Below are 7,638 nucleotides of genomic sequence, written 5' to 3'. Positions count from 1 at the left end.
GGTCTTTTTCTTCACGATATCGCTGTTCCAAGGCGTCACAACTCAGGTGGGGCTTCAGGGTCAACCTTTTGGGCATAAAACTTACCATGCTCTGTCTTAACAGTAAGTATACACCCGGATTTGATATAATATAGGGCTAGATAAGTTAACCCGATTTATCCCATTTAATTTTAAGGACATCATGCCATGACTTCAGAAAATCCAATTCCGCCACAGTTAGGTGATATGCCAAACCCAGAAATTCAGTCCACGGATAAAAATCCGTCTAGTGAAGCACTAGTGCAAGAAGGTGTTAACCGCATCGTCACCGAGATTGTTGATTCAGCGCTAGCACGGATTAGCGACCAGCAAGAGCGGCAACTAGTGCGCCATGGTATTGCTGATATCCTCGGTAACACACTCCAGGAATTGGTTGAAGAAAAACTGAATCAGCAGCAGTCTCAGATATCCATGGTTGGAGGCATGGCTATCGGTGATGCTGTTAATACCGGTATTAATGCCGCCAAGCAAGTACAAGACCTAGGCTTTGTGGAGTTTACTGCTGGCTTAATTAACGGCACTTTCGATGCTATTATCGCTGCGACAATCAGACAGATCGAAGCCTATGCTGAGCTGGTTGCTAACCTAGCTAAAACCCTCAAGCAGTTCGAGGCTGAGAATGTCTCTGATGCGGAGATTAACGCACACCTTAATGAAAACTACCCGGATGGAAATGGCGGCACTGTTGTACGCCCGAGCTATAAATTTCCAAACACACCTAGAGACCCAAAAACAGGGAATCCTGGCAAGGCTGGTGTTACTAAGTTACAGGAGGTAGCAAGAGCATTAGAAGCAGAAACGGCCAACCTGGAAAAACCCCTTAAACTCACTATCACACCAGAGCAGAAGAATGCTTTCACAGATGTTCAAGTCCAACTAATTCGTCGGAAACTCTCTGAGTCACTGGCACAAAGCTTGATTGATCATCTCCGGGAGATGGCAAGGCAGGGTATGGCACGGATTGTGATCACCGATGGTGAAATCTTTTCTAAACTTACCTTTAACGTTACTGCTACCGAAACAGAAACTAGACGAAAAAGCGAGTACGACCGTTTACAAGCTGGCGCTTCTATCCGAGCCAGTGCTAGGTGGGGATGGGGTCGCGCTTCTGTTGGAGCGAACTTCAACAAACTAAAAGTCAAAGCAACCAATGAAAGTTCATTTGATAACGTCACCATGAGTACTGAAATCATTGGTCAGGTTAAAATTCGCTTCCGCACCGAGACCTTCCCAATAGTAGAATCGAACGGATAACTTGATCATCTGTAAGCATTCAGCAATCAGCGATCAGCGATCAGCTATCAGCTAATACGCTACGGGCACGCTACTTTAAGGGCGTTGCTGAATCTTCGAATGAATATTCCTAGAGTGGGCATCCTGCCCGCCCCACAAGAATGAATATTCGTAGAGTGGGCATCCTGCCCGCTCCACAAGAATTAATATTCGTAGAGTGGGCATCCTGCCCGCCCGAAAATAAGCATGAAACTGGCAAGATGCCAGTTCCACGCCTGATGCCCATTCCACGGCAAGATGCCCATTCCACCTCACTCTTAAAATCATTCCATTATTAAGCAACGCCACTTTAAGTCCTATCAGCCAAAGGCTGACGGCTGACAGCTGACGGCTGAGTGCTTAGGATTTTTATTAAGGGTAATTATCCGTAAATTATATCTAGCAGTGCTCACATTACTGTTCTAATAGTAATAAGGTACACAAGATTTTGTTCCAATTCCCGATTCCCGATTCCCGATTCCCGATTCCCGATTCCTAATTCCCGATTCCCGATTCCCGACTCCCGATTCCCTGCTCCCTTATTAAGTAACCTCAATCATCCCCTATCTATCATTACCTATGGCTGACATCACACTAGGCAATTTAATTGCCCTGCTCCTTCAAGAAGTATCTGGCACCCTCGACCAGACAAGTTCTGACAGCGCAGCAGGAACGAATTTACAGGTTACGGATGTTTATTTTGATATTCCAGCCCATTTATACCTACAAACCGATGGGCAATTTTTAAATCAAGAGGAAACCACATCACGAGTAATGATTAGTTTACCTTCAACCCTAGAAACTCCCCCTGTCGGTAAACTAGGTCGGATCCGCATGACTATCGCTCCTGAAAACTAACTATAGCGCTACGGGCAAGGCAATAGGCAATAGGAACCCACCCCTAACCCCTCCCAGGAGGGGAAACAGATCTAGAGTTTTATTGTCTAATAAAAAAAGACCATACAGGTTTAAATATCAAATACAAACGCGCTGATAAGACTACTATTCCGAAGTTTAATTTGCTAGTAAACTACTATGACTAATGAGGAATCATTAACAGCCAGCAACGATAATACAAAAAGTAATACAAAAAACAATACAAACAGCGATAAAGACGAAAACACGGAATGGCAGCTAGCGGAGATGGTTGATGCGATCGCTGCTGAAATTGACCGTGCTGAAGATACCCTTTCTTTGAAATCTTATGCCCGTGGCAAGTCGATGGCGATTAAACAGCTTAAACTGGATATAGAAGTTAAGCTGCGCCGTACCTCTGACGGGAAAATCTTATTTCGGACTACAGACCCTGGAGAAAATAGCGCTACTGTTATCAAACTGGATTTTGCCCAAGTCCTAGAAAGCCAGTTACAAGGAGTGCGTAAGCAACTTGATCAACCGATCAGCACCAGGCCCCTGGCTACTCTACCTGGTATTACCGAAGCTGAAATCAAACAATTAAATGGAATTGGGATTTACTCAGTTAATGACCTTGAAGGCTACACCCAAACAGCAGCAATGGTAGCTGAACTCAGCCGCAAAACTGGAATTGCTGATTCACGGATTCGGATATGGCGACAGCTACCGTTCTTGAGTGAGGTCAAGCCAGCAAAAGGACTACCGGGAAGTCAGGTTGTGATTGAGGGAGATAATTTTGGCGATCGCGACCCTAATGCCGCAGTTTTGTTCCAAGGTCAACCAGCACAGATTCTGGAGTGGAGCAAGTCCCGTTTAATAGTTACCATGCCCGAAGTAACTGGCTCTGGTGTCTTGTTTGTGGTTATCGATGGTCAAACCACTAATCTGCTGTCTTGGGAAGCAATCAGCGTTGATTTAGGAGTGCGCAATATTACTATCATACCAGATCAACCATCAGCAGGAGAGCTGATTACCATTGAAGCTGATCTAATCAATCAAGGGAATAGTTCTTCTGATGCCTTCGAGGTACAGTGGACAGTGGATAACAAGCCGCAGCCAATCCAATCCCATGGTCCCTTGCAGCCCAATCAGCGATCGCAAGACAGCAGTATCCGTCGCCAGCTCAGACTCGAAGCTGGTTCCCACACCATCCGCTTCACTGCTGATCCCAACCACAAGCATTTAGACCTCAACCGAGCTAACAGCACCTTTACCAGACAGATTGAGGTTAAAGGTCTAAACCAACTAACCATTGCTGATTTTCGTGAGATCAATACCCTTGACCCATTAGTGAACATCAACTACCCTTCAGCGGATATAAACTACGGTCCAGGGGATGTGTTGAGCCTAGTCTTCCGTGGTTTGGGTCGTCTTGATCCAAAAAGAGGGGCTTTCGTGCCGGATATTGCCACTCGTTGGTGGTGGAGTGAAAATAGGGACAAGAATACTCGACTAATTTCTTTCCAGCTGTCTGAAAATGTGAGTTTCCATGACGGAAAACAGCTTACTACAGCTGATGTGGAGTTTACCTATCAGGTATATATTAAAAAACTTAACTCAAGCCCAAATACGCGGGTAATAAACATAATCAGAGGTATCAATGTCGTTAATGATCGGATAATCAGCTTTGAAGTACTGTGGCCTTTTCTCAAAGAAGAGGAACGCAAAGACGATAATTCTGATCAAGTTGATATTGATAAGGATGATACCATTACGCCCATTGACCGGGATCAGATTCAGTCTAGGCAGAACATTGATCAGATTGAGTCTGATCAGATTGAGTCTATCGAAATCGTTGACCAATCACGCCCCCGCCCCATTGACATTGTTGAGTCTCAACTACCACGCTACATTGCCTCTGTGATGACTATCGGTATAGTACCGCGCCACGCTTACAATCAAAAAAGCTTTCAGCTGAAGCCCATTGGCAGTGGACCTTTCCAGGTTGAGACATTTGACTCAGGCAAAGAAATTGTACTGAATGCCTTTCCCAACTATGTAAAAGGTGCGCCACGATTGGATCGTATTGTGATTTCTGTCCTAGGGCAGCTTGATGCAGTCACAGAGGTGGTAAGTAGTCAAAAGTATAGTGCGGCAGTGCTACCATATACTGAGAAACTCCATAGCCAGTTCAAGAACAGGAAAAATTGGACTGTAATCCCAATTCCCCTCAAAAAACCAGAGCTACTTCACCTACAATCTTCTAGTCTTCAGGAGCGATTACCCAACGATTTCGATACTAATTGGAATGCCCATCTTTGGTACTTTTCTAATGCCGTCGCTGATGGGGAATAGTCAAAATAACCAAAATGTTTTTGCCCACCCTACAATCTTGAACGCACTGCGCGAGACATTTTGTTCAATTCAGCTCAGCCTCGATTTTAGCTGCCCATTCCTGTATCTGGGGGTCAGGGTGTTCCCTCAGGTGTTGGCAAAGTGCGATCGCTTTTTCCGGTTGACCATGCTTAGGATATGCCTGCACTAGGGATTGAGAGGCTTCCGTCACAATGGAGTCATCCAACTCCATCTCACAGACACCTTCTAAGTGTGCGATCGCATCCTGGTAATTGCCCTGTTTCAGAGCTTCTAGACCAGCTGCCAGAGTTGGATTAGGAATAGATGCCATGAGGTTTCTAGTAGTTTGTCCCTATCTTCCTCTAAGATACCCTTGGGCTACAGATTTGATCTCAACATACCTCGCAGCATTAGGGAATTCCGTAAACAAAATACCAATTAAAGCAGGGTGGGCAAAGTTCTTTTATCTATAAAACAAAAAAAAACAAAATGTTTTTGCCCACCCTACATGCTGATCGCTGTTTTGACTAGACCGGGATTAAATTACTCCAAAATAATGCTTTCGAGGAATCATATCCTCGAACCCGATGAATGTTTGCTTTAATTGCTTCCTTAGTTAAATCCTGCAAAAGCGTGCCTGCCTGAACCATCAGGTAACCTTCCCGATCTGGAATAGAAAACCAGCCATACTCTTGTTTGTAGCCTTCAAACCCTGCAATCGAAATTATAATCGTAATTAAGGATCTATCCTTATGAGGTGCAATCGAAATCTCTTCGGAATCGACCTTTTTGATGTATTTCATATACTCTTCTTCTCGATCGTAAATATACAACCCATAGTTTTCTTGTTGCGAAAATTCTTTTAAAAATTCTTCCGGGTATCCCAAAGCACGAGAGATGATGTCCAGTAGCTGGTTAAAAAAATCAAAGTATTGCTCTGTCGTTGTACTTTCTCCCACTTCAAATCGGCTATAAGTCCCATGAAAAACAGAGCCTTCACCGGTGTAGGCATCTTCTCCGTAATAGACATCAACTGAATCTTGGATATTTTCTAGATCTTGATCTATTTTGACTCTGGCTTCAATGGCATCCTTAACATAAAAAAAACCAAACTTATTCAAGTAATCTCTTACTTTATCGATGAGATTTGCTTCTGTTCCATCCAATTCATCAATTATCGGATATCGCTCGAGTTCAATAACAGTCATAATTCAACTCCTTATTTTTGTTATTTTCCAGATCGAAAAGGCGCGGTTGCTGATCCATCACAAATTTTTGACAGCCGCTTCAATCTCCTCTCTCGGTCCTAATGCCACCAAACGCAAGTATCCTTCTCCACAATCCCCAAACACGGAACCAGGGACGCCCACAATCCCGGTCGATTGCAACATTTTTTGAAAAAACTGCCAGGATGACAAGCCTTGGGGTGCCTTGACCCAAACAAAAGGACTATCAATGCCACCAAAGCACGTTAGCCCCGTTGCTGCCAAACCCTGTCGGAGCAAGCGAGCATTTTTCAGGTAATACTGTACCACTTCTTGACATTCCTGTTGCCCTGCTGGGGATAAAGCAGCGATCGCTCCGTGCTGGGCAACATTAGCCGTACCCCAAAACTTAACAGCATGGCGGAGCCGCCACAAATCATTTAATTCTCCTGGCACTGTATTTTTAATGGTTAGCCCTTGAGGAATAACGCACCACCCCACCCTCAAACCGGTGAAATTTGCCCATTTGGAAAAACTGCCAATTTCAATGGCGCATTCTTTGGCCCCTTCGATTTCATAAATACTCTGGGGTATGTTTGGGGTCGTAATAAATGGGCTGTAAACAGCATCGAAAATAATTACAGCTTGGTGACTTCTGGCATAGTCCACAAAAGCTTGGAGCTGTTCGGGAGTAGCAACCGCTCCCGTGGGGTTATTGGGAAAGCACAGATAAATCAGATCTACTTTTTCATCCGGAAGCTTGGGCACAAAATTATTGTCCTCGCGACAGGGCAAGTTTACCAATGGACGACCTGCCACTAAGGTTCCTTCCACAAAAGAGGGGTAAGTGGGGTTTTGTACTGCTACTGTATTATCTGGAGCAAACAGTTCTTGAATATTGACCGAAACCGATTGAGCGCCATCGCTGATAAAAACTTCGGACGGATCGATGTCCATTTTTTTCTGGTAATAGTCGGCACAAACTGCCGATCTCAGGGCTGGATTTCCGGTAATATCTTCATAACCCGTATAAGTTTGGCGATCGCCCAAGCGATTTGCTGCCTCTACTAAAGCCCGCACCACTGTAGGTGGCAAAGGCTGAGTAGTGTCACCAAAAGCCATCATAAATAGTTGTTGTTGTGGATGGCTTGCTCGATAGGCTTCAACCTTACCCCAAACTTGGTTAAAAACGATTTCGGTATAGGTTTTTCCTCCACTTAACTGACTCAGAGATAAATTTTTAGTGGCCATCTTGAATCGGAATGGATAACAGATGAGTGACTATCGCCTTGGTAGCATCTGCACCAAGAGCTTTAGCATTTTTTTCTGTTGAAGGCTCAATCGCCCTTAACACTAAGGATTTATGGCTTATAGCGATTATTGGATTTATGAGGTAAAATTATCAACCTCAAAGTCCCCCTTTTTAAGGGGGATTTAGGGGGATCCCTTTGTACCTCATGGGAAATAGAATTGCTATATATGCCTAGGCGAAATTGCTAGCTTTTGCTCTATGTACTCCGAAAGTTGATAGTTTTTCAAAACCTCTAGGGGTAAGTGGGCAGCACCTTGAATGTATTCCAGGCAATTTTCACTTCCACACATACAATCAAATCCCCGATCCATAGACCATTCCGTTGATGGATAAAAGAATGTGAATTCTTCTCCTATTTCTATTTTTCGGAGTGCCCTAACCACCATATTTTTAGTATCGAAGCAAACATTGGGATCGCAACTATGATTTATGTATTGCAAAAACTCGGGGTCGAGCATAATATGTTGGTGATCGCTAATTTGGACGCTTAAATAGTTGGGGCGATCGAGGACTTCTTTAGGCCCAAAATTATGGATGAACTGTCCGGGCATAAACTCGGCGGTGGCATGTAGGGATTTGCTCCCAGTTGTGGGACACTCG

The 7,638-nt window shown here is 44.3% G+C and carries 9 protein-coding genes; 3 read left to right on the top strand and 6 right to left on the bottom strand.

Going from position 1 to position 7,638, the window contains the following annotated elements; all coding sequences use genetic code 11:
- Window positions 1-186: 186 nt before the first annotated feature.
- Window positions 187-1,293, top strand: a complete 1,107-nt coding sequence (locus F6K49_RS32540; RefSeq protein WP_293065231.1) for a hypothetical protein — start codon at window positions 187-189, stop codon at window positions 1,291-1,293.
- A gap of 75 nt (window positions 1,294-1,368) precedes the next feature.
- Here the strand turns inward: F6K49_RS32540 and F6K49_RS32535 are convergent, their stop codons facing one another.
- Window positions 1,369-1,599 (bottom strand): hypothetical protein, encoded by a 231-nt coding sequence (locus F6K49_RS32535; protein WP_293065228.1) that lies wholly within the window; start codon window positions 1,597-1,599, stop codon window positions 1,369-1,371.
- Window positions 1,600-1,720: 121 nt separating this feature from the next.
- Window positions 1,721-1,867: a hypothetical protein gene (locus F6K49_RS32530; RefSeq protein WP_293019546.1), complete on the bottom strand. Its 147-nt coding sequence runs from the start codon at window positions 1,865-1,867 to the stop codon at window positions 1,721-1,723.
- A gap of 23 nt (window positions 1,868-1,890) precedes the next feature.
- Between F6K49_RS32530 and F6K49_RS32525 the strand changes: the two genes are divergently transcribed.
- Both F6K49_RS32525 and F6K49_RS32520 read left to right on the top strand, forming a co-directional pair.
- Entirely contained in the window at window positions 1,891-2,169 is a 279-nt protein-coding gene (locus F6K49_RS32525; RefSeq protein ID WP_293065225.1) for a hypothetical protein, read from the top strand.
- 177 nt (window positions 2,170-2,346) lie between these two features.
- Window positions 2,347-4,521: an ABC transporter substrate-binding protein gene (locus F6K49_RS32520; RefSeq protein ID WP_293103303.1), complete on the top strand. Its 2,175-nt coding sequence runs from the start codon at window positions 2,347-2,349 to the stop codon at window positions 4,519-4,521.
- A gap of 64 nt (window positions 4,522-4,585) precedes the next feature.
- On the opposite strand, the gene F6K49_RS32515 is transcribed toward F6K49_RS32520, so the two are convergent.
- From F6K49_RS32515 to F6K49_RS32500, 4 genes are all read right to left on the bottom strand, one after another.
- Window positions 4,586-4,852: a tetratricopeptide repeat protein gene (locus F6K49_RS32515; RefSeq protein ID WP_293019540.1), complete on the bottom strand. Its 267-nt coding sequence runs from the start codon at window positions 4,850-4,852 to the stop codon at window positions 4,586-4,588.
- A 196-nt stretch (window positions 4,853-5,048) separates the two neighbouring features.
- On the bottom strand, window positions 5,049-5,729 hold the full coding sequence (locus tag F6K49_RS32510) for a 2OG-Fe(II) oxygenase family protein (RefSeq protein WP_293019538.1): 681 nt from the start codon (window positions 5,727-5,729) through the stop codon (window positions 5,049-5,051).
- Between the two features lie 57 nt (window positions 5,730-5,786).
- Window positions 5,787-6,977 (bottom strand): LL-diaminopimelate aminotransferase, encoded by a 1,191-nt coding sequence (locus F6K49_RS32505; protein WP_293019537.1) that lies wholly within the window; start codon window positions 6,975-6,977, stop codon window positions 5,787-5,789.
- A 222-nt stretch (window positions 6,978-7,199) separates the two neighbouring features.
- Window positions 7,200-7,638, bottom strand: a 439-nt coding sequence (locus tag F6K49_RS32500; protein WP_293103300.1) for an SET domain-containing protein-lysine N-methyltransferase, incomplete at its 5' end; no start/stop codon positions are given.

The sequence above is a fragment of the Moorena sp. SIO3I6 genome (genome assembly GCF_010672095.1).
Note: the sequence above shows the minus strand (reverse complement) of the source record. Positions and strands in the feature narration are given on the sequence as shown.

Coding starts and splice junctions, on each gene's coding strand:
- F6K49_RS32510 (WP_293019538.1), bottom strand. CDS start 5,729: ATGACTGTTATTGAACTCGAGCGATATCCGATAATTGATGAATTGGAT.
- F6K49_RS32540 (WP_293065231.1), top strand. CDS start 187: ATGACTTCAGAAAATCCAATTCCGCCACAGTTAGGTGATATGCCAAAC.
- F6K49_RS32525 (WP_293065225.1), top strand. CDS start 1,891: ATGGCTGACATCACACTAGGCAATTTAATTGCCCTGCTCCTTCAAGAA.
- F6K49_RS32505 (WP_293019537.1), bottom strand. CDS start 6,977: ATGGCCACTAAAAATTTATCTCTGAGTCAGTTAAGTGGAGGAAAAACC.
- F6K49_RS32535 (WP_293065228.1), bottom strand. CDS start 1,599: ATGATTTTAAGAGTGAGGTGGAATGGGCATCTTGCCGTGGAATGGGCA.
- F6K49_RS32520 (WP_293103303.1), top strand. CDS start 2,347: ATGACTAATGAGGAATCATTAACAGCCAGCAACGATAATACAAAAAGT.
- F6K49_RS32515 (WP_293019540.1), bottom strand. CDS start 4,852: ATGGCATCTATTCCTAATCCAACTCTGGCAGCTGGTCTAGAAGCTCTG.